This is a genomic window from Actinokineospora sp. NBRC 105648 (genome assembly GCF_030269645.1).
Classification (GTDB): domain Bacteria; phylum Actinomycetota; class Actinomycetes; order Mycobacteriales; family Pseudonocardiaceae; genus Actinokineospora.
Map to the genome: position 1 here is coordinate 49,818 of NZ_BSTR01000012.1, position 19,581 is coordinate 69,398.

The window sequence follows — 19,581 nt, forward strand, 5'->3', positions numbered from 1 at the left end:
GTGCTAACGTCCCCCGTGCTGGACCTAAGTGGCTGGACCGCACATTGCGGTCCAGCCACTCACTCGGATGGCTGAAGCTGGATCGGGCGACTGGGAGTGATCATGAACGAGCCGCCGGGCGACCCCCGGTTGCTGGTGCTGCGCCACTGGCTGGCCGAGCACCTGCGGGCCGACCGCGAGCGCGCGGGCCTGAGCCAGGGTGCCGCGGCGGAGCGGCTCGGGTGGTCTGCCTCGAAGCTCCAGCGGATCGAGACCGCCGTCGTCGGCATCTCGGTGACCGACACGAAGGCGCTCGTGGACCTCTACGGGATGGCCGACCGGCAGACGACCGACAGCCTGCTCGCGATGGCCAGGCAGGCCCGTCGTCGGGACGCCTTCGCCCCCTACCGCAAGCACCTCACCGACGTGTACCAGGTGCTGCTGTCCTATGAGGGCTCGGCGTCGGAGGTCTGGTCGATCGACACGGTCGTCGTGCCGGGCCTGTTGCAGGTCCCCGGCTACGCGCGGGCACTGCTCTCGCTGCGCCACCCGGCGGAGAAGGTGGCGGCGCTGGTGGACGCCCGGGTGCTCAGGCAGCGGCTACTCGAGCAGGACGGTGGCCCGCGGTTCACTTTCCTGTTGGACGAGGCGCCGTTGCACCGCCGCGTCGGCGGCCCCGCGGTGCTGCTCGACCAGCTCGCGCACCTGCACCGGATCACCGCCGGGTCCGCCGTCGAGCTGCGCGTGATCCCGCTGACCGCGGGCGAGCACCTCGGCCTGTGGGAGCCGTTCATGATCATGGAGATCCCCGGGTCGCCGCTGACCGACACGCTGCGGGAGACCGTCCTCTACCGCGAGGTGGGCGACAGCGAGCACCTGATCCGGGGCGGTGACCCGCGAGTCGCCGAGTTCCGCGCGGGTTACGCCGCGGCCGCCGCGCAGGCGCTCGACGCCCCGGCGTCCCGGTCGCTCATCGCCGAGCTGCGGGACCGGTTGGCGACTGAGCTGTCCGCGTGAGCGCCCCCGCGACGCGAGAAATCCCTCCCCCGTCCCCGTTTTCCGGAGTCCCCATGGCAGGCAAGGCCCGCTCCAAGCGGACCCGTCGCTCCCGGCAACGCGCGCGGCCAGGTGTCCCGGTCCGCGACCCGTCGCCGACCGCGGTGGCCGCGCGCGCCGACCCGGTGGCGCCCGATGACCCGCGACCGCCGGTTCCGCTGCCCGATCCGCCGCCGTCGGTCCAGGTGGTCGGCAGGCTGCGGCTGCTGGACTGGTACGGCACGACTCTGGGCCGGGCTCTCCGCGGGCTCAACGACTGGTTGACCCACGAGATGGTCCACCTGCGCGTGCTGGGCGTCGTCACGTGGCTGGTCTTGCTAGGTGGCCCGTTTTTGCTGGTGCTCCACTGGGGTCCGCTGAACACGATGTGGGCCACTGCCGGACTCACCGGTGTGCTCGGGTTGGGGGAAGTGGTCCGACACTTCGCGGTCAGGTCCAAGGCGCCCGGTGATCGGGTCGATCGCCACCCCGATGGACAACGCGAAAACCGCGCCGAGTAGCAGCGCGAGAATCGGGTTCCCAGTGATCTGGAGCAGTATCGCGGTGATGAGCGTGGCCAAGAGGCCGCCGGCTATCCTTGTCGCACCGCGCGGTGCCGGTTTATCGGACACGGCGGGCTCCGCGCTGGCCGGGCATTGTCGGGGTCCGTTCCAACGACACTGGTCGAACGGGGTCCGGTCCCACCGGGGCGGGACCACCGAGCAGGCGGGACACTTGTCGGGGCACCTCGTCCGTTCAGGCTGTTGATCTTGCCACAACAGCGGGTGGCCAGCCACACCGCTGGTCACGTCGCGGTGCGTCGGTAGCGTGTTACACCATGGCAGATCTCCCGCCCGGGCAGAAGCTTTTCCGAAGCTGTCATCAGGCCGGGTGGGTCGCGGTTATCGGCCATTTGCCGATGCTGTCGGAAAGCGCTCCGGTTTCCGTGCGTCGGTGTCCGGATTTATCTGGTGGGGAATCGACTCGCGGTCGGCCATCCGTGAGTTGGGCGCTACCCGCGCAGGTGTGGGGCGATTTCGGCCAGTTGGTCGACGACTTCCGCGAAGTCGTCGGTCAGGGGGTGCAGCAGTACGTGGTCGGCGCCTGCGTCCAGGTGGTCGTGCAGCCGGCGGGTGATGGTTTTTGGGGTGCCCCAGGCGAAGGTGTCGTCGATGAGTGCGTCGCTGCGCTCGCCCGCGATGTCGGCGTTGGTGTAGCCGAGGCGCCGGTAGTGGCGGGTGTACGGGGTTTCCGCGTCGCGCTGGCCGAGGGCGAGCATGGTGCGCATCTGGCCTCGGGCGGTGTCCGCGTCGGTCTCCAGCAGGAGCGCTTGGTGTGGGATGAGCAGTCGGTCCGGGCCGAGCAGTTGCCGGGCTGATTCGGTGTGTTTGACCGGCTGGAGGAATGGGTGTGCGCCGTGCGTGCGCTCGGCCGCCAGGGCATGGGCCTTCGGGCCGAGTGCGGCGAGCACCCGCGGGTACGGCACGCCCACCGAGGACAGTTCCGCCGCGGCGTCCATCTGGTCGAGGTAGGTGCGCAGTCCGGTCAGTGGTCGGTCGCCGATCTTGCCGCCCAGGCCGAGCACCAACCGCCCCGGGTACGCCTCGGCCAAGGTCGCCGCGGCGCTGTGCGTCGTGCCCGCGTCGCGCCTGCTGATGTTCGCGATGCCGCTCGCCGCGACGAGCCGTTCGGTCGAGGCCAGCGCGACGGCCAGTTGCGCGATCACTTCCCGCCCCACGACCGGCGCCACCGCGGGTGGTTCGCCGAACCACACCGAGCGGTAGCCGAGTGCCTCGATCCGGGCGAACCCCTCGCGCTGCTGGTCGATCGGTGCGTTCAGCAGCGCGACCGGGGAGATCCACACCCCGAAGCCGCCCAGTCGTTCCCGAGTCTGCTCGATCATCGCCACCCCCTGCGAACTAAAACGGAGCCTGCCTCCGATTGGTCTCCGCCAGCATACGGAGGTAGGCTCCGTTTCGACAAGGGGGTGCCGTGGTCGACACCGCGAAGCCGATGCGGGCGGACGCCCGGCGCAACTACGAGCGGTTGATGGACCAGGCCCGTGCGGCCTTCGCCGAACGCGGCACGGAGGCGTCGCTCGAGGACATCGCCGGTGCCGCCGGGGTCGGCATCGGCACGCTCTACCGGCACTTCCCGACCCGCCAGGACCTGCTGGAGGCGTTGCTGCGCGAGCAGTTCGACGCCCTCGCCGCCACCGGGCGCGACCTGCTCGACGACGTCTCCGCGGGCGCCGCGCTGGTCACCTGGGTGTCGGCGTTCGTGGCGATGACCTCCACCTACCGCGGCCTGACCGCCGCGCTCACCGCGACCCTGCGCGACGAGAGCACCACCCTGCACGCCGCCTGCGTCTCCATGCGCGCCGTGGCCACGGCCCTGCTCGAACGCGCGCAACAGGCCGGTGCGGTGCGCGCCGACGTCTCCGCCTCGGACTTCCTCATCCTGATCTCCGGCGTCGCGTGGGCCTACGAGCACGTGGTCGAGGAGTCGCCCCGCAGGCTGCTGGACCTTGTCTTCGAGGGGCTCGTCGAGCGCTGATCCCTGCGGTGTCGGCCGCGGTGCCCGACCCTGGACGCACACCCGAACCGCGAGGGAGCACCGAATGGACGCGACACCGACCATCGCCGTACTCGGCACCGGCATCATCGGCGCGCCCGTGGCCCGCAACCTGGCCGCGGCCGGGTTCGACGTCCGGGCCTGGAACCGCACCCGCGACAAGGCCGCCGCCCTGGCCCCGCACGGCGTGCGGGTGGCCGGCACCCCGGCCGAGGCGGTGGCGGGTGCCAAGATCGTGCTGACCGTCCTCAAGGACGCTCCCGCGGTGCTGGCGGCCGTCACCGCGGCCGCTCCCGGCTTGGCCCACGACGTCGTCTGGGTGCAGCTGAGCACGGTCGGCGAGGCCGTCGACGAGTTGGCAGCTTTCGCCGCCGAGCGCGGACTGACCTTTGTGGACGCTCCAGTTCTGGGCACCCGCCAGCCCGCGGAGCAGGGGCAGTTGGTGGTCTTGGCCGCGGGCGACCCAGCGGTGCGGGGTGTGGTGCAGCCCCTCTTCGACGCCATCGGGAAGAAGACGGTCTGGGTCGCCGACGACGCCGGGTCGGGTAGCGCGAGCAGGCTGAAGCTGGTCCTCAACACCTGGGTCCTCGCCCTGAACCACGGCGTCGGGGAGGCCCTCGCCTTGGCGAAGGGGCTGGGGGTGGACCCCGCGCACTTCGTCGACGCGGTCACCGGCGGTCCGCTGGACAACGGCTACTTCCAGACCAAGTCCGCCGCGATCCGCGCGGGGGACTACACAACGGCGTTCTCGGTCGACAACGCCGAAAAGGACGCCCGCCTGGTCCTGGCCGCGGCCGAACACGCGGGCGTGCGGCTGGACGCGACCGCCGCTGGGGCCCAGCGGCTCGCCCGCGCGTCCGCGCTCGGGCACGGCGACGACGACATGGCGGCCGGCTACTTCGCCAGCTTCACCGGCTGACCAGGGGTACGGGTGAGGCACCCCACATCGAACACGTGCCGCTACCTACCACCCAGTCGTCGCCCATTCGGGTTTCACGATTGGCCCAATTATGTTGCAGTGAGTGTGAGCGGAGCTGATAATTCATGTTGATCTTCCCAATGGTGTGATTCCAGCATTTGTCCAAGATTCTGCCCGACTATTCACCTCGGGCCGTTTGTCGCGCGTCGCGGACCGTTCGTCGGTTGGCGCACTTCGCGCGGGGAGAGCGCGCCGGCAGGGGGCTTGTTCAACCCGGTAGCGTTTGTCGCGGGGGCCGACTTCCCGCTCTGAGACGGCGTTTCTCCCCTCTCCGAAACCCAGAAAGGTCTCAACCGCATGTCTGACAAAACGTTCTCGCTCGGTGCGCCGAACGAGAACGGTCGCTCCGTCGCCCGCGCTCAATCCGACGGCTCAGGTCTGCCTGGAATCCCCCGTGAACGCTGGCTCGACCGGATGGCCGCGATCACCCGGAAAGCGGGTGGTGAACAGCCGTTGCGGCTCGTCGCGCTGGCGTTGCCAATAGTGGCCGCGCCGATCTGGTTCGACGCCCTGTCCCCGGAGGGGCGCACGGCTGTGTGCAGCACGATCGCCCTGGTGCTCGCCAACCAGGTCGACCGCAACCGCCGACGGCGGCCGCGAGCCGCCTGAGCCGGGGCTACCAGGTTGACGGGGTGCCAGGTTGCTGTCTCTAGCAGCAACCTGGCACCCCTCCTCGGCACCGGGCGTGGCCCGCCACCGGAGACAGAACGATCATGGTCGACGGCCGGTGCGCCGTGCGGCCGGCTCTCACCCGAACGGGCGAGTCATTCCTCCACTGTGGACAATCCGGCGCCGGCTGCGGGGCCGCGATCGTCGGTAGAACCGGACAAATCGGCTCACGATCGAGTTCGTCGTGCGGCAATCCGCCACCGGGGCCATGCTGATGCCGATCACACCGAGGTGAACGGCGGGTGAGGACATGCACCTTCTGGCGGACGCCGACCTGAGACTCGACGCGGCCCCCATCGACTACATCCTGTTGGCCATCTACTTCGTGATGGTCCTCGGCATCGGCTACCTGGCCCGCCGGTCGGTCTCCAGCAGTCTGGACTTCTTCCTGTCCGGCCGCTCGCTGCCCGCCTGGGTCACCGGTCTGGCGTTCATCTCCGCGAACCTCGGCGCCGTCGAGATCTTCGGCATGACCGCCAACGGCGCGCAGTACGGCCTGCCGACGATGCACTACTACTGGATCGGCGCCATCCCGGCGATGGTGTTCCTCGGCTTGGTGATGATGCCGTTCTACTACGGCTCCCAAGTCCGCAGTGTCCCCGAGTTCCTCTTGCGCAGATTCGGCAAGTTCGCCCATCTGGTCAACGGACTCAGCTTCGCCACCGCGCAGGTTCTTATCGCCGGGGTAAACCTCTTCGCGTTGGCCACCGTCGTCAACCTCTTGCTCGGTTGGCCATTGTGGCTAAGCGTCGTCGTAGCCGCTGCCATCGTGCTCGCGTACACCTCACTGGGCGGTCTGTCCGCCGCCGTCTACAACGAGGTGATGCAGTTCTTCGTGATTGTCGCGATGCTGCTGCCGCTCACCTTCATCGGTCTGCACAAGGTCGGCGGCTGGCAGGGACTGGTCGACAAGATCACCGCCGCCAACCCGGCCACCGCGGAGGCGCAGCTCAGTTCGTGGCCGGGCACCAACCTCACCGGGATCGGCAACGCCACGCTGAGCGTGCTGGGCATCGTGTTCGGCCTCGGGTTCGTGCTCTCCTTCGGGTACTGGACCACGAACTTCGCCGAGGTCCAGCGCGCCATGTCGGCCAAGAGCATGTCCGCGGCCCGCCGCACGCCGCTGATCGGCGCCTACCCCAAGACGTTCATCGCGTTGATCATCATCATCCCGGGCATGATCGCCGCGGTGATCGTCCCCGAGCTGGCCCAGGTCAAGGCGGGCGACACCAGCTCCGGCGTCACCTACAACAACGCCATCCTGCTGCTCATCCGCGACCTGCTGCCCAACGGCATGCTCGGCATCGCGATCACCGGTCTGCTGGCCGCGTTCATGGCGGGCATGGCCGCCAACGTCAGCTCCTTCAACACCGTCTTCACCTACGACCTGTGGCAGGCCTACATCCGCAAGGACAAGCCGGACGAGTACTACCTGCGGGTCGGCAGGCTCATCACCATCGTCGGGTGCGTCGCCGCGATCGGCACCGCGTTCATCGCCAGCAGCTTCAACAACATCATGGACTACCTGCAGACGCTGTTCGGCTTCTTCAACGCGCCGCTGTTCGCCACCTTCATCCTCGGCATGTTCTGGAAGCGGATGACCCCGCTCGCCGGTGGGCTCGGCCTGATCGCGGGCACCGCCTCGGCGATCACCATCGACGTGCTCAACCGCCAGGGCGTGCTGCACCTGGCCGGGCAGGGCGCCAGCTTCGTGGCCGCCAGCGCCGCCTTCGTGGTCGACATCGCGGTCAGCGTCGCGGTCTCGATGGTCACCCGGCCCAAGCCCGACGAGGAGCTGGTCGGCCTGGTCTGGTCGCTCACCCCGCGCGACCAGCTGCGCCACGACGACACCGGCGAGAACGCGGGCTGGTACCGCAAGCCCGTCGTCCTCGCCTCCGGCGTGCTGGTGCTGACGCTGGCACTCAACATCATCTTCTGGTGAGGGAGGAACGATGACCGAGCCGAAGAAGAAGAGCGCCGGGCTCTTCGACCTGCGTGGCATCCTCGGCCTGCTGTTCGCGATCTACGGCGTGGTGCTGACGGTGATGGGCATCGCCACCACGTCCCAAGAGGACCTCGACAAGGCGGGCGGGGTGAACATCAACCTCTGGATGGGGATCGGCATGCTCGTGGTGGGTGTCGCGTTCGCCACCTGGGTGCGGCTGCGGCCGCTCGCGGTGCCCGAAGAACCCTCCTGACCTGCGCATCGGTGGGTTCGCCACACGCGGCCCCGGGCGGGTGGTTACCGTTTGGCCCGTGCGGGGTTCAACAAGAGTGATGGCGGCCTGTCTCGCCGCGGGCCTGCTCGCGGGCTGCGGGGCGGACGTCGACCTGTCCAAGTCGACGTCGCGGCGCACCACCGTGCCCGCCGAGGCCGGGCTGACCGGCGGTGGCGGCGGGCCGTCCACGAGCGGCAAGCCCGCGCCCACGGGCGACGCGTTCAAGTCCGAGAACCTGCGCAAGGTCAACCCCTGCGGGCTGATGGACGAGGACACCCTCAAGGCGTTCGGCGACCCCGCGAACAGCAGGCTGCGCGACTACTCGATGTGCTCGAACTACATGAAGGACAAGGACGGCAAGGAGCTCAACTACACGCTCACCCTCGGCGACCTCACCGTCGGGTCCAAGTCCCCCACCAAGACCATCGGCGGTCTGCCCGCGACCGAGTCCGAACTCGAGGACAAGACCGCCTGCTTCGTCACCGCGATCACCGAGAGCGACCCCGAGCGCGGCATCACCGTGCAGACCGGTCGGTCCGAGGCCGGTGACCTGTGCACCCCGGGGCGGGGGCTGCTGGAGGCTGTGGTCAACCGCGTCCGCGACGACGCCCCGCTGCTGGAGCTGAACAAGGGCACACTGGTCGACCTCGAACCGTGCACCCTGCTCTCCGACACCGTGGTCGCCTCGGCGGTCGGCGACAGCGCCCGCAAGCGCCCCTCCGGCCTGCACGTGTGCAACTGGAACGGTGACGGCGTGTCCTTCACGCTCACCTTCAAGATCGGGCCCAAGCCCGACGACCTGGCCGAGGCGGCCAAGACCACCCCGGTCAACCTCGGCGACGGCGTGACCGCCCAGCAGAAGTCCGAGTCGACCTCCGGCACCCGCTGCCGCCTGGAGTGGGCGCACGTGGCCTTCCCGGAGGACAAGGAGCAGGCCGAGGTGGTCAGCCTGGACTTCAGCCGCTACACCGCGCAGGCGGGCGAGGACGCGTGCGGCAAGACCGCGACGGTGGCCAAGGCGCTCATCCCCCGGCTCCCCAAGAAGTAGCTTCTCCGGCTGACCGGGTGTAGGAACGGGGCACGGCTCGCACCAGGAGGCCCGGATGAAGAAGATCATCAACGATCCCGCGGACGTGGTCGTCGAGGCCCTGCGCGGTCTCGCCGCCGCCCACCCCGACCTGCTGCGGGTGACCGAGGACCCGGCCGTCGTCGCCCGGGCCGACGCGCCCCGCGCGGGCAAGGTCGCCATCGTCTCCGGCGGCGGGTCCGGCCACGAACCGCTGCACGGCGGCTTCGTCGGCCCCGGCATGCTCGACGCGGCCTGTCCCGGCGCGGTGTTCACCTCCCCGACCCCCGACCAGGTGCAGGCCGCGGTCTCCCAGGTGGACGGTGGCGCCGGCGTGCTGCTGCTGGTCAAGAACTACACCGGCGACGTGCTGAACTTCGAGACCGCCGCCGAGCTGGCCGCCGCGGACGGGGTCGAGGTCCGCTCGGTGGTCATCGACGACGACGTGGCCGTGCAGGACTCGCTCTACACCGCGGGCCGCCGCGGCGTCGGCGCCACGGTGCTGGTGGAGAAAATCGTCGGCGCGGCGGCCGAGGCGGGTGCGGATCTGGACACCTGCGCGCGGCTCGCCCGAGCGGTGGTCGCGGGCGCGCGGTCGATGGGCATCGCGCTGACCGCGCCGACCGTGCCGCACGTCGGCGAGCCGAGCTTCACCCTGGGCGAGGACGAGATGGAGGTCGGCATCGGCATCCACGGCGAGCCGGGCCGCCGCCGCGAGCCGCTGCCGGGCGCCGAGGGGGTCGTGGCCGCGCTGCTGGAGCCGATCCTGTCCGACCTGCCCTTCGCCGCGGGCGACGAGGTGCTGCTGTTCACCAACTCGATGGGTGGCACGCCGCTGCTGGAGCTCTACCTCGCGCACGGCATCGCCGAACGGGTGCTGGCCGAACGCGGGATCACCGTGACGCGCAGGCTGGTCGGGCCCTACATCACCAGCCTGGAGATGCAGGGCATGAGCCTGACGCTGCTGCGCCTGGACGACGAGCTGACCCGCCTGTGGGACGCGCCGGTGCAGACCGCCGCCCTGCGGTGGGGCCGTTGATGGGCTGCGACGCGGCGGGGGTGGCCCGGGCGGTGCGCGCGGCGGCCGAGCTGGTCACCGCGCACCGGGACGAGCTGGTCCGGCTCGACCAGGCCATCGGCGACGCCGACCACGGCGAGAACCTCAAGCGCGGGTTCGGTTTTGTGCTGGCCGCGCTCGACCAGTCCACTCCAGACACACCGGGCGCCGTGCTCAAGCTGGTCGCCACGACGTTGATCAGCAAGGTGGGCGGCGCGGCGGGCCCGTTGTACGGCACGGCCTTTCTGCGCGCGGCTACCGCGGTAGGTGCCGCGTCTGAGCTGACGCCCGATCTTGTTTCCGTTGCACTCCAAGCGGCCCTGGACGGCGTAGTCGCGCGCGGCAAGGCGGAGGTCGGTGACAAGACCATGGTGGACGCGCTCACTCCGGCAGTGGAAGCTGCGCGCGGTAGCACTGTCGCCGAAGTCTTGACCGCGGCAGCCGCAGCAGCCGAGGCGGGTGCGGAGTCGACGATCCCGTTGACTGCGCGCAAAGGCAGGGCTTCCTATCTCGGTGAGCGCAGTGCGGGGCATCTTGACCCAGGCGCGCGCTCGACTTCTCTTATGCTGCGCGCTTTCGCGGAGGCGGCGTCATGAGCCGTGTCGGCATCGTGATCGTCTCGCACAGCGCGCGGCTGGCCGAGGGGGTCGTGGAGTTGGCGGCCCAGATGGCCCCGGACGTCACGATCGTCGCGGCCGGCGGCCTCGACGGCGGACCAGGCACCGACTTCGACGCCGTGTCCGACGCGCTCGCCACGGCCCAGTCCGGCGCCGGGGTAGTGCTGCTCTACGACCTCGGCAGCGCCAAGATGGTCGCCGACCTGGCGGTCGAGATGCTGGGCGACCCGAACGCGGCCGTCGTGGTCGACGCGCCCCTGGTCGAGGGCGCCGTGGCCGCCGCGGCGGAAGCCCAGAGCGGCGCCGACCTCGACGCCGTGCTCAGCGCCGCCGCCGCTGCCCTGGCCGTACCCGAGTCCGAAGTAGATGGTCAGGGTGGGGTGGAACTGCTGCTCACCAACGATGTCGGCCTGCACGCCCGGCCGGCAGGCCTGCTCGCCCGCACCCTGGCGGGCTTGGACGCCCAGGTCGACGTCGCCTTCGGCGGCCGCTCGACCGACGCCCGCAGCCCGCTGGGCCTGATGGGCCTGGGCGCCACCGGCGGCGACCGGATCCGGGTCAGCGCGACCGGCCCGGACGCCGACGAGGCGCTGAGCCGCGTGCGCGCCCTGGTGGACCGCGGCTTCGACGACTAAGCCCCTCGCCCGGGGCCTGATGTCGAGGGCGCCTGTGCGCGGGGGAGTCGTGAAGCGCGGCTCGCCGTTCGCCGTTCGCCCGACCGGGTGGGGCGTGGCGGGCCTGACCGGTCCAGTGGCGCAGTTCACCCGGCGATCGCACGGGGCCGTGGCAGTATCAGCAGACGATGTTACCGGCAGGTAGCAATCTGCGTTCGGACCGCGGAGGTAGCTGTGGCGCGTGAGTTCTCCACCGTTGGCGTTGTCGGCCTCGGGACCATGGGCGCGGGTATCGCCGAGGTACTGGCGCGTACCGGCGTGCGGGTCGTCGCGGTGGAGGTCGACGCGGCGGGCGTCGAGCGCGGTCGCGGGCACATCGAGCAGTCGACCGGTCGGGCGCTGGCCAAGGGCAAGCTGGACGGGCCCGCGCGCGCCGAGCTGCTCGGGCTGATCAGCTACAGCACCGACCTGGCCGACCTGGCCGAGGCGGACCTGGTGGTGGAGGCGATCCCGGAGTCGCTCGAGCTCAAGGCCCGGCTCTTCGGCGAGCTGGACAGGATCGTCAAGCCGGAGGCGGTGCTGGCCTCGAACACCTCCTCGCTCTCGGTCACCGAGATCAGCGTCCACACCGGACGCCCGGGCAAGGTCGTCGGCCTGCACTTCTTCAACCCGGCCCCGGTGCAGCGGCTCGCCGAGGTGGTGCGCACCGTGGTCACCGAGCCCGACGTCGTCGCCGACGTGGTCGCGCTCGCCGAGAAGCTGGGCAAGGAACCGGTCGTCATCGGCGACCGCGCCGGGTTCATCGCCAACGCGCTGCTCTTCGGCTACCTCAACCACGCGGTGTCGATGTACGAGTCGAGGTACGCCACCCGCGAGGACCTCGACGCCGCCATGCGGTACGGCTGCGGCTACCCGATGGGCCCGCTCGCGCTGCTCGACCTGATCGGGCTCGACACCGCCTACGAGATCCTCGAGACCATGTACGCGCAGTCGCGCAACCGGCTGCACGCCCCGGCGCCGGTGCTCAAGCAGATGATCACCGCGGGCCTGCTCGGCCGCAAGTCCGGCCGCGGCTTCTACACCTACGACGGCCCCGACTCGCCGACCGTGGTCGCCGACGCGCAGACCCCGGCCGCCGCGGTCGAGGGCGAGGCCGCCGTGCGCGAGGTGCGGAGGGTGGGCGTGGTCGGCACCGGCACCATGGCCACCGGCATCGTGGAGGTGTTCGCGCGCAAGGGTTTCGACGTGGTGCTGCGGGCGCGCGCCGCGGACAAGGCCGACGCCGCCGTGGCCAAGGTGCGCAAGTCGCTCGACCGCCAGGTCGCCAAGGGTCGACTGTCCGAACAGGACCGGGACGCGGTGCTGGCGCGGATCACGCCCGCGGTGGAGTTCGACGAGCTCGCCGACTGCGACCTGGTGATCGAGGCGGTCGCCGAGGAGCTGGCCATCAAGCAGGCCGTGTTCGGCGCCCTCGACGAGGTGGCCAAGCCCGGCGCGATCCTGGCGACCACGACCTCGTCGCTACCGGTCATCGAGTGCGCGGTGGCCACCTCGCGGCCCGCCGACGTGGTGGGGCTGCACTTCTTCAACCCGGCGCCGGTGATGAAGCTGGTGGAGGTCGTCGAGACCATCGCGACCGGCGCGGACGTGGTGGCCACCGCGCACGCCATCTGCACCAAGGTCGGCAAGCACCCGGTGCACTGCGGCGACCGGGCGGGCTTCATCGTCAACGCGCTGCTGTTCCCGTACCTCAACGACGCGGTGAAGATGCTGGAGGCGCACTACGCCGAGGCCGACGACATCGACACCGCGATGAAGGTCGGCTGCGGCCTGCCGATGGGCCCGTTCGAACTGCTCGACGTGGTCGGCTTGGACGTGTCCCTGGCCATCGAGCGCACCCTGTTCAACGAGTTCCACGAGTCCGGCTACGCACCCGCGCCGCTGCTGGAGCACCTGGTCACCGCCGGGCGGCTCGGGCGCAAGACCGGCAAGGGCTTCCGCGACTACAGCCGGACCTAGCCGGACTGACCGGACAGCGCCTAACCGCAGCACCCGCCGCCGCAGCACCCGCCGCCACCGCTGGGCGCGGGCGCCCCGGCCCGCCCGGCGAGCCCGGCCATCGACAGCAGCTTGACGGTGTCACCGTGGCCGTCCGGGCAGGTGGCCGGTTCGCTGGAGGCACTCATGGCGCGTTGGACGTCGAAGGTCGACCCGCACTCGCGGCACCGGAACTCGTAGGTAGGCACGCCCCCCATTGTGCACGCCGCTGTGCACGCCGCCCCGGTCGTCTCCGGGCGAGCGGGTGCCGGTCTCAGCGCGCGCGCCGCCGCAGGACCAGGCCGGCCACGGACTGGAAGCCGAGCCGCTGGTAGAAGCCGACCGTGTCGGCGTCGCAGCACACGTCGATCCCGTAGAGCGGGCCGATCTCGTCGAGCAGGCGGGTGACCAGCCCGGCGCCGATGCCGCGGCCCTGGTGCGCGGGGAGCACCTCGACCAGCGACACCGAGGCCATCAGCACCCCGTCGGACAGCGCGGTGGCGAAACCGACCAGGTCGGGGCCCTCGTGGGCCAGCACGACGTGCGCCGCGCCGCGCAGGACCGCCAGCCGGTCCGGGGGCGGGGTCGGCCAGCCGACGAAGAACCCCGCGAGGTCGCCGGAGGCGACACCCGCGGGGCCGGTTCGGTACTCGATCACGGGGTGACGGTCAGCCGGGGGTCGGTCTCCACGACGCCCTCGAGCACCTCGTCGATCTTCTTCAGCAGGTCGCCGTCGAGCTTCTTGCCCGCCGCCGCGACGTTCTCGGTGACCTGCTCCGGGCGGGAGGCGCCGATGATCGCCGAGGCCACGTTCGGGTTCTGCAGCACCCAGGCCACCGCCAGCTGCGCGAGCGAGAGGCCCGCCTCGTCGGCGAGCGGCTTGAGCCCCTGCACGGCGGTGAGCACGTCGTCGCGCAGCCAGCGCGAGATCATGTTCTTGCCGCCCGCCTCGTCAGTCGCGCGGGAGCCCGCGGGCGGCTCGGCGCCGGGCTGGTACTTGCCGGTCAGCACGCCCTGCGCGATCGGCGACCAGACGATCTGCGAGATGCCCTCGCGCTCCGAGGCCGGGACGACCTGCTCCTCGATGATCCGCCAGAGCATCGAGTACTGCGGCTGGTTGGAGATCAGCGGCACGCCCAGCTCCCTGGCCAGCGCGGCACCGCGGGTGATCTGCTCGCCGGTCCACTCCGAGACCCCGACGTAGAGCACCTTGCCCTGGCGGACCAGGTCGGCGAAGGCGAGGAAGGTCTCCTCCAGCGGTACCGTCCGGTCGAACCGGTGCGCCTGGTAGAGGTCGACGTAGTCGGTGCCCAGCCGCTGGAGCGAGGCGTTGGCGGACTCGATGATGTGCTTGCGGCCGAGGCCCTTGTCGTTGGGACCGCCGGGGCCGGTCGGCCAGAAGACCTTGGTGAAGATCTCCAGGCCCTCCCGCCGCTGCCCCTTGAGGGCGCGCCCCAGGACCGACTCCGCCTTGGTGTTGGCGTAGACGTCGGCGGTGTCGAAGGTGGTGATGCCCGCGTCGAGCGCCGCCCGCACGCAAGCGTGCGCGGCGTCCTCCTCGACCTGCGAGCCGTGGGTGAGCCAGTTGCCGTACGAGATCTCAGAGACGTTGAGGCCGCTGCGGCCCAGGCGACGAAACTCCATGCCCGCAATCTACTTCGCGTGGCTAAGGATTAGCCACCGCAATCCACCGGTCGAGACGGTGAACCCGCGGGTGCCGGGCCGCTCAGACCTTGTCGCCGGGGGAGACCCGGGGCTTGGGGACGCGCAGCTTGCGCAGCTGGGTCGCGCGCACGAAGGCGTACCAGCCCACCGAGAAGCCGCGGACGGCCTCCTTCGGGAACTTCTGGCGCACCAGCCGGGCGATGCGGCGGCCGTTCAGGGTCGCCTCGATGATCATCGCGATCAGCATCAGCAGGCAGGCCAGGGTCGCGTACTGCTGCACCACCAGCGAGCTCGACAGCAGCGAGACGAACACCAGCACCGCCAGCGGCATGAACAGGCCCAGCAGGTTGCGCTTGGCGTCGACCAGGTCGCGCACGTACGCCTTCACCGGGCCGCGGTCGCGCGGCATCAGGTAGCGGTCGTCGCCCTCGTTCATCCGCTTGCGCTGCTCGACGCGCTGCTCCTTGCGCTGCGCGGCGAGTGCCTTGCGGTCTTCCTTGTTGCCCCGCGCCCGGCGCATGGCCTCGCGGGTGGTCTTCGGCGGCGGCGGCACGGGGCCGCGCTTGCGGCCCTCGGCCTCGCGCCGTTTGGGGGTCGGCCTGCCCTTGCCGGGGGTGTGGCCGCGGGATCCGGCCTCGCCCACAATCACGGCAGCCTCCTCCACCTGGTCGGTGTCGGTGCTGTCGGCTGCGCTGCGGCGGAGGAACCTCACCGCACCAGGGTAGGACAAGCCCGCTGGTCGCTACGCTGCGGCCGTGCGAGTCGTCATCGCCCCCGACTGTTTCGGCGGCACCCTGACCGCCGCCGAGGCCGCCGACGCGATCGCGCGCGGCTGGGTGCGGGGCGCGCCGGGGCACGAGCCGCGCCGGTGCCCGCTCGCCGACGGTGGTCCCGGGTTCGTCGACGTCCTGCACGCCGCGCTCGGCGGGACCGTTCAGCACACCAGCGTCACCGGCCCGCTCGGCGAGCCCGTCGACGCACGTTGGCTGCTCCACGACGGCACCGCCTACCTGGAGTCCGCCGAGGCCATCGGCCTGCACCTGGTCCCCGCGGCCCTTCGCGCCAGCACCTGCGAGACCGCCACCAGCACCGGTGTCGGCGAGCTGATCATGGCCGCTCGCACCGCCCACACCATCGTCGTGGGCCTGGGCGGCTCGGCCACCACCGACGGTGGCCGCGGCGCGCTGACGGCCATCCACGGCCAGTTGCCCCGCCTGATCGCCGCCGCCGACGTGGAGAACCCGTTGCTCGGGCCGCACGGCGCCGCTGCCACATTCGGCCCCCAGAAGGGCGCCGACCCGGCCGCGGTCCAACGCCTCGAAGCCGCCCTGACCCGCCACGCCGACGAGGTCGCTCAGGACCACCGGCTCGACCCCCGCGACGAACCGGGCGCGGGCGCCGCGGGCGGCCTCGGGTTCGCGCTGCTCGCCCTCGGCGCCGAGATGGCCTCCGGCGCCCGGATCGTGCGCGACGCGACCGGGCTCGACCAGGCCCTCGACGGCGCGGGCCTGGCCATCACCGGCGAGGGCAGCTTCGACTGGCAGTCGCTGCGCGGGAAGCTGGTGACCTCGGTCGCCGACGCGGCCGCCCGCCGGGGCATCCCGTGCCTGGTGCTCGCGGGCCAGGTGGACGTCGGACGCAGGCAGGCGGCCGCGGCGGGCGTCGAGGAGGCGCACTCGGTCGCCGAGCACGCCGGCTCGGTGGCCGCCGCGCTGGCCGACCCGGCCGGGACGCTGGCCGCGCTGGCCCAGCACGTCGCCCGGCAGTGGCGGTGAGCGACCGGCGGTGCCCGCGGGGGCAGATCGGCGGAGTGGTCTGTCTCACCCGCACCCCGAGGGCATCGGACTGTGTCACCATGGCTGGGTACGGAACAAAGTCCGGACCCGAACTGTTGTGCCGGGTGCGAGCCCGAGTAGGACCTTCCTAGGGAGAACGATGACGACCGCTCAGGAGACCGGCGCCGAAGTGGCGACCCACGGTGTGGAGCTGTCCGAGGCTGCCGCTGTCAAGGCCAAGGCCCTGCTCGAGCAGGAGGGCCGCGACGACATGCACCTGCGCATCGCCGTGCAGCCCGGTGGCTGTGCCGGCCTGCGCTACCAGCTGTTCTTCGACGAGCGCAGCCTCGACGGCGACCTGTTCCGCGACTTCGGCGGCCTCAAGGTCGCCGTGGACCGGATGAGCGCCCCCTACGTGCAGGGCGCCACCATCGACTTCGTCGACACCATCGAGAAGCAGGGCTTCACCATCGACAACCCGAACGCGGGCGGCAGCTGCGCCTGCGGCGACTCGTTCCACTGAGCTGATCCGGCGAAAGGGCCGCGACCGCACCGGTCGCGGCCCTTTCGCCGTGCTCGACCAGTGCTCGAGGGGTCAGCCCCAGGCTGTGCGCAGGCAGTAGGAACCGGACTCGGGCGGAGCGGTATCAGCCGGACCGGCTCACACGTAGTCGTCGAGGTCGGCGACCTGCGCGTGGCAGGTGTCGTCGACGACCCACTCGGCCGCGACCCGGGGGGCGGGCAGGTCCGCGCGCCGCTCGGTCAGCGCGGCGGGGATGCCCGCGCAGTCGGCGATCAGCTCGTCGAGGGTGTCCGGTTCCAGTGCGCTCATCCCCGGCACGGTAAGCGCGGATGGCGGCAGTTCCCAGTGGTACCAAACGGTAGTGTTGAACGGTGATCTGAGGCCACCCAGACGGGTGGCCGGAGTCTTCGTGCCCAGCCCCGAGAGCGGCGTCGCCCGGCGCCAACGACCTAGGAGAGCCGCGTGCCCGTCGCTGTCACCGGAAGCATCGCCACCGATCACCTGATGCACTTCCCCGGCAAGTTCGCCGAGCAGCTCGTCGCCGAGCAGTTGCATCGCGTCTCGCTGAGCTTCCTGGTCGACGACCTGATCGTCCGCCGCGGCGGCATCGGTGCCAACATCGCCTTCGGCCTCGGCGTGCTGGGCTGCTCGCCGGTGCTCTTCGGCGCGGTGGGCGACGACTTCGCCGACTACCGCTCCTGGCTGGAGCGCCACGGCGTCGACTGCTCCGGCGTGCACGTCTCCGAGGTCGCCCACACCGCCCGGTTCGTCTGCACCACCGACGACGACCTGTGCCAGATCGCCTCCTTCTACGCGGGCGCGATGTCCGAGGCCCGGCTGATCGAGCTGGCCCCGGTCGCGGCCAAGGTCGGCGGCCTGGACCTGGTGCTGATCAGCCCGGACGACCCCGACGGCATGCTCCGGCACGCGCAGGAGTGCCGCCAGCGCGGTTACAAGTTCGCCGTCGACCCCTCGCAGCAGATGGCCCGGATGCCCGGCGAGCAGATCCGCGACTTCATCACCGGCGCGGACTACCTGTTCAGCAACGACTACGAGTGGGAGCTGCTGCGCAAGAAGACCGGCTGGACCGAGGCCGAGGTGATGGAGCGGGTCGGCCTGCGGATCACCACGCTGGGCGCCAAGGGCGTCGAGATCGTCGACAAGGACGGCGCGGTCCTGCACGTCGGTGCCGTCCCGGAGACCAGCAAGGCCGACCCGACCGGCGTCGGCGACGGCTTCCGCGCCGGTTTCCTGGCCGCGCTGACCCAGGGCCTGAGCCTGGAGCGGTCGGCGCAGCTGGGCTCGATGATCGCGGTGCTGGTGCTGGAGACCGTCGGCCCGCAGGAGTGGTCCTTCGACAAGGCCGAGGCGGTCACCCGGATCGCGGGCGCCTTCGGCCCGGACGCCGCCGCCGAGATCGCCGCCATCCTGCCCTAGAGCGGGCCCGGCTCTAGAGCGTCGACGCGCCCTGGAGCTCCGTCAGCACCACCGGGCCGTCGTCGGTGATCGCCACGCTGTGCTCGGCGTGCGCGGCCCGACGGCGGTCCGTCGTGTGCAGCGCCCACCCGTCCTCGCCCACGGCGTAGTCGTCACCCCCGTGGTGCAGCATCGGCTCGATCGCCAGCACCATGCCCGTGCGCAACCGCAGCCCCCGCCCCGGCCGCCCCGAATTGGGCACGAACGGCGCCTCGTGCATGGCCCGGCCGATCCCGTGGCCACCGAAATCGCCCTGCATCCCATACCCCGCACCCCGCGCGACCTGCGTGATCGCGTTGCTGAGGTCCCCCAGCCGCCCACCCGGGACGGCGAGGGAGATCGCCGTGCGCAGGGCCAGGTCGGTGGTCTCGATCAACGCCGTGTCGGCGGCCCTCGGGGCACCGACGGTGAACGAGATCGCGGAGTCCGCGTGCCACCCGTCGACGATCGCCGCGAAGTCCAGGCTGACCAAATCCCCATCCCGCAACCGCGTGCGGTCCGGAATCCCGTGCACGATCACCTCGTTGACCGACGCACAGATCACCGCCGGGAACGGAGTCGGCGCGAACGAGGGCAGATAGTCCAAGAACGACGACTTGGCCCGGTGCTCGACCAGCACATCCTGCGCGACGGCATCGAGGGCCAACAGCGACACACCCACCCCAGCCGCCTCCCGCATCGTCGCGAGAGCAGTGGCCACCACCTGCCCGGCAGCCCGCATCGCCGCCAGTTCACCGGGAGTCTTCAGCTCGATCATGCTGATAACTATACCGGTATTTTCATACCGGTACTACTATCGGGTCCATGGTCCGCCCACCCTTGAGCCAGGACGAGCGCGACCGAGGCGAACTCCTCGGCACCCTCCTGCGCACCGCCCGCGCCGACCGCAGCATGGTCGAGGTAGCCGCCGCCGCCGGCATCTCGGTCGAGACCCTGCGCAAGATCGAACGCGGCCGAGTCCCCACCCCCGCCTTCTTCACCGTCGCAGCGATCGCAGGCGCGGTAGGCCTCCCCCTGGACGAATTGCTAGCGCGCACCACGCCTGTGGAAACAGGCAAACTCACCGCTTAGCCGTTGTTTTCCTGCCCTGCGCCCAACCGCCAGCCGGCCAGGTTTCGGGCGACCCTCCCGCCCCATCCCCACAACCGCCACCCGGGCAGCCCACCCAGGCACAAGCACCACTCCCCGCCCCACCACGCAACTGTCACCCGGACAGCTCACCCGAGCTCCGGCGACCACTCCCCGCCCTGCATCCCATACGCAGCCCAAAACACGGACTGGCTCGGGTTGTCAAGG

General features: G+C 71.0%; 23 protein-coding genes. 16 read left to right on the forward strand and 7 right to left on the reverse strand.

The features are described 5' to 3' along the window. Positions 1–102 precede the first annotated feature (102 nt). On the forward strand, positions 103–996 hold the full coding sequence (locus tag QSK30_RS13665) for a helix-turn-helix domain-containing protein (RefSeq protein WP_285502823.1): 894 nt from the start codon (positions 103–105) through the stop codon (positions 994–996). Positions 997–1,049: 53 nt separating this feature from the next. Then, positions 1,050–1,535, forward strand: coding sequence for a hypothetical protein (locus tag QSK30_RS13670; RefSeq protein WP_285502825.1), 486 nt, complete (start codon positions 1,050–1,052; stop codon positions 1,533–1,535). A 491-nt stretch (positions 1,536–2,026) separates the two neighbouring features. Here QSK30_RS13670 and QSK30_RS13675 read toward each other — a convergent pair whose 3' ends face one another. Then, positions 2,027–2,917 carry a TIGR03620 family F420-dependent LLM class oxidoreductase gene (locus QSK30_RS13675; protein WP_285502826.1) on the reverse strand — a complete coding sequence of 297 codons (891 nt, stop codon included), beginning with the start codon at positions 2,915–2,917 and terminating at the stop codon, positions 2,027–2,029. Positions 2,918–3,006: 89 nt separating this feature from the next. On the opposite strand from QSK30_RS13675, the gene QSK30_RS13680 reads away from it, so the two are divergent. The 10 genes from QSK30_RS13680 to QSK30_RS13725 all read left to right on the forward strand — a co-directional run bounded on the left by QSK30_RS13680 (position 3,007) and on the right by QSK30_RS13725 (position 12,828). After that, positions 3,007–3,570 (forward strand): TetR/AcrR family transcriptional regulator, encoded by a 564-nt coding sequence (locus QSK30_RS13680; protein WP_285502828.1) that lies wholly within the window; start codon positions 3,007–3,009, stop codon positions 3,568–3,570. 64 nt (positions 3,571–3,634) lie between these two features. Next, on the forward strand, positions 3,635–4,507 hold the full coding sequence (locus QSK30_RS13685) for an NAD(P)-dependent oxidoreductase (protein WP_285502829.1): 873 nt from the start codon (positions 3,635–3,637) through the stop codon (positions 4,505–4,507). A gap of 357 nt (positions 4,508–4,864) precedes the next feature. Further along, positions 4,865–5,176, forward strand: coding sequence for a hypothetical protein (locus QSK30_RS13690; protein WP_285502830.1), 312 nt, complete (start codon positions 4,865–4,867; stop codon positions 5,174–5,176). A 310-nt stretch (positions 5,177–5,486) separates the two neighbouring features. Continuing rightward, positions 5,487–7,178, forward strand: a complete 1,692-nt coding sequence (locus QSK30_RS13695) for a sodium:solute symporter family protein (protein WP_285502832.1) — start codon at positions 5,487–5,489, stop codon at positions 7,176–7,178. Positions 7,179–7,188: 10 nt separating this feature from the next. Beyond that, on the forward strand, positions 7,189–7,434 hold the full coding sequence (locus QSK30_RS13700; RefSeq protein WP_285502834.1) for a hypothetical protein: 246 nt from the start codon (positions 7,189–7,191) through the stop codon (positions 7,432–7,434). A 58-nt stretch (positions 7,435–7,492) separates the two neighbouring features. After that, positions 7,493–8,503, forward strand: a complete 1,011-nt coding sequence (locus tag QSK30_RS13705; RefSeq protein ID WP_285502836.1) for a DUF3558 family protein — start codon at positions 7,493–7,495, stop codon at positions 8,501–8,503. A gap of 55 nt (positions 8,504–8,558) precedes the next feature. Beyond that, complete coding sequence (gene dhaK, locus QSK30_RS13710) at positions 8,559–9,560, forward strand: dihydroxyacetone kinase subunit DhaK (protein ID WP_285502838.1); 1,002 nt, start codon at positions 8,559–8,561, stop codon at positions 9,558–9,560. Continuing rightward, the gene (gene dhaL, locus QSK30_RS13715) at positions 9,560–10,174 is read left to right on the forward strand and encodes a dihydroxyacetone kinase subunit DhaL (RefSeq protein WP_285502840.1); all 615 of its coding nucleotides are present in this window, start codon (positions 9,560–9,562) and stop codon (positions 10,172–10,174) included. The genes dhaK and dhaL overlap by 1 nt, the downstream gene beginning before the upstream one ends. After that, on the forward strand, positions 10,171–10,830 hold the full coding sequence (gene dhaM, locus QSK30_RS13720) for a dihydroxyacetone kinase phosphoryl donor subunit DhaM (protein WP_285502842.1): 660 nt from the start codon (positions 10,171–10,173) through the stop codon (positions 10,828–10,830). Before dhaL ends, dhaM begins: the two co-directional genes overlap by 4 nt. Positions 10,831–11,043: 213 nt before the next feature. Further along, positions 11,044–12,828 (forward strand): 3-hydroxyacyl-CoA dehydrogenase family protein, encoded by a 1,785-nt coding sequence (locus QSK30_RS13725; RefSeq protein ID WP_285502843.1) that lies wholly within the window; start codon positions 11,044–11,046, stop codon positions 12,826–12,828. Positions 12,829–12,848: 20 nt separating this feature from the next. On the opposite strand, the gene QSK30_RS13730 is transcribed toward QSK30_RS13725, so the two are convergent. The 4 genes from QSK30_RS13730 to QSK30_RS13745 form a co-directional block, all read right to left on the reverse strand. After that, a complete protein-coding gene (locus QSK30_RS13730; RefSeq protein ID WP_285502845.1) occupies positions 12,849–13,055 on the reverse strand; it encodes an FmdB family zinc ribbon protein in 207 nt (68 codons plus the stop codon). 65 nt (positions 13,056–13,120) lie between these two features. Then, complete coding sequence (locus QSK30_RS13735; protein ID WP_285502846.1) at positions 13,121–13,504, reverse strand: GNAT family N-acetyltransferase; 384 nt, start codon at positions 13,502–13,504, stop codon at positions 13,121–13,123. Next, entirely contained in the window at positions 13,501–14,490 is a 990-nt protein-coding gene (locus QSK30_RS13740) for an aldo/keto reductase family protein (protein ID WP_285502848.1), read from the reverse strand. Before QSK30_RS13740 ends, QSK30_RS13735 begins: the two co-directional genes overlap by 4 nt. An 82-nt stretch (positions 14,491–14,572) precedes the next feature. Continuing rightward, positions 14,573–15,223 (reverse strand): DUF3043 domain-containing protein, encoded by a 651-nt coding sequence (locus QSK30_RS13745; RefSeq protein ID WP_285502849.1) that lies wholly within the window; start codon positions 15,221–15,223, stop codon positions 14,573–14,575. Between the two features lie 43 nt (positions 15,224–15,266). Between QSK30_RS13745 and QSK30_RS13750 the strand changes: the two genes are divergently transcribed. After that, positions 15,267–16,286 carry a glycerate kinase family protein gene (locus QSK30_RS13750; RefSeq protein ID WP_285502850.1) on the forward strand — a complete coding sequence of 340 codons (1,020 nt, stop codon included), beginning with the start codon at positions 15,267–15,269 and terminating at the stop codon, positions 16,284–16,286. A 160-nt stretch (positions 16,287–16,446) separates the two neighbouring features. Beyond that, complete coding sequence (locus tag QSK30_RS13755) at positions 16,447–16,809, forward strand: HesB/IscA family protein (RefSeq protein ID WP_285502852.1); 363 nt, start codon at positions 16,447–16,449, stop codon at positions 16,807–16,809. A gap of 138 nt (positions 16,810–16,947) precedes the next feature. Here QSK30_RS13755 and QSK30_RS13760 read toward each other — a convergent pair whose 3' ends face one another. After that, positions 16,948–17,118, reverse strand: a complete 171-nt coding sequence (locus QSK30_RS13760; protein ID WP_285502853.1) for a hypothetical protein — start codon at positions 17,116–17,118, stop codon at positions 16,948–16,950. A 195-nt stretch (positions 17,119–17,313) separates the two neighbouring features. Here QSK30_RS13760 and QSK30_RS13765 point away from each other — a divergent pair, with 195 nt between their 5' ends. Then, positions 17,314–18,246 carry a carbohydrate kinase family protein gene (locus QSK30_RS13765; RefSeq protein WP_285503084.1) on the forward strand — a complete coding sequence of 311 codons (933 nt, stop codon included), beginning with the start codon at positions 17,314–17,316 and terminating at the stop codon, positions 18,244–18,246. A 13-nt stretch (positions 18,247–18,259) separates the two neighbouring features. Here the strand turns inward: QSK30_RS13765 and map are convergent, their stop codons facing one another. Further along, positions 18,260–19,042 (reverse strand): type I methionyl aminopeptidase, encoded by a 783-nt coding sequence (gene map / locus QSK30_RS13770; protein WP_285502855.1) that lies wholly within the window; start codon positions 19,040–19,042, stop codon positions 18,260–18,262. A gap of 47 nt (positions 19,043–19,089) precedes the next feature. Between map and QSK30_RS13775 the strand changes: the two genes are divergently transcribed. After that, the gene (locus QSK30_RS13775) at positions 19,090–19,356 is read left to right on the forward strand and encodes a helix-turn-helix domain-containing protein (RefSeq protein WP_285502857.1); all 267 of its coding nucleotides are present in this window, start codon (positions 19,090–19,092) and stop codon (positions 19,354–19,356) included. The last annotated feature ends 225 nt before the right edge of the window (positions 19,357–19,581 follow it).